This window comes from Trinickia camelliae (genome assembly GCF_053525655.1).
In genome coordinates, this window is sequence record NZ_JBCHAA010000056.1 from 1 (window position 1) to 516 (window position 516).

Here is a 516-nt window from a genome sequence, read left to right on the forward strand (position 1 = left end):
TCTCGCCGGACCCGATATGCAGGCTCACGTCGTTCAGGCCGACGTTGCAGCCGGTCTGCGCGAGCACTTCGGCCTTGCCTTTGCCGCTTCTGAGCAGGTCGAGCACGCGCGCGTGACCGCTTTCGTGGCCGAAAAGCTTATAGACGTGCTTGACTTCGATCGCTGCCATTTTGCTGTCCTCTTACTTTGCCGGCCGCACTTCGAGGCCGTTCTCATCGGCATCGCCGGCGGTTTGATCTGCTGCCGTTTCGGTTGCCGCCACGCGATACGGCACGCGCGACGCGGCTTTCGAACGCTTCTTCAGAGCAAGCAGGCGGCGCGTGCGGCGGTCCTGGCCATAACCCTGGCTGATGCGGTCGATGACGATCGCGAGAATCACGATCGCGATACCGGCCTGCATGCCCTTGCCGACGTCGAGCGTCTGAATGCCGGCGAGCACGTCTTCACCGAGCCCGCGCGAGCCGATCATCGATGCGATCACGACCATCGACAACGCCATCATCGTCGTCTGATTGA

1 pseudogene is annotated in these 516 nt (G+C 62.6%); it reads right to left on the minus strand.

The annotated features are described in order from the left end of the window. Nucleotides 1-181: 181 nt before the first annotated feature. Nucleotides 182-516 (minus strand): annotated as a pseudogene (locus AAHK20_RS33490) (proline/glycine betaine ABC transporter permease); the annotation flags it as partial.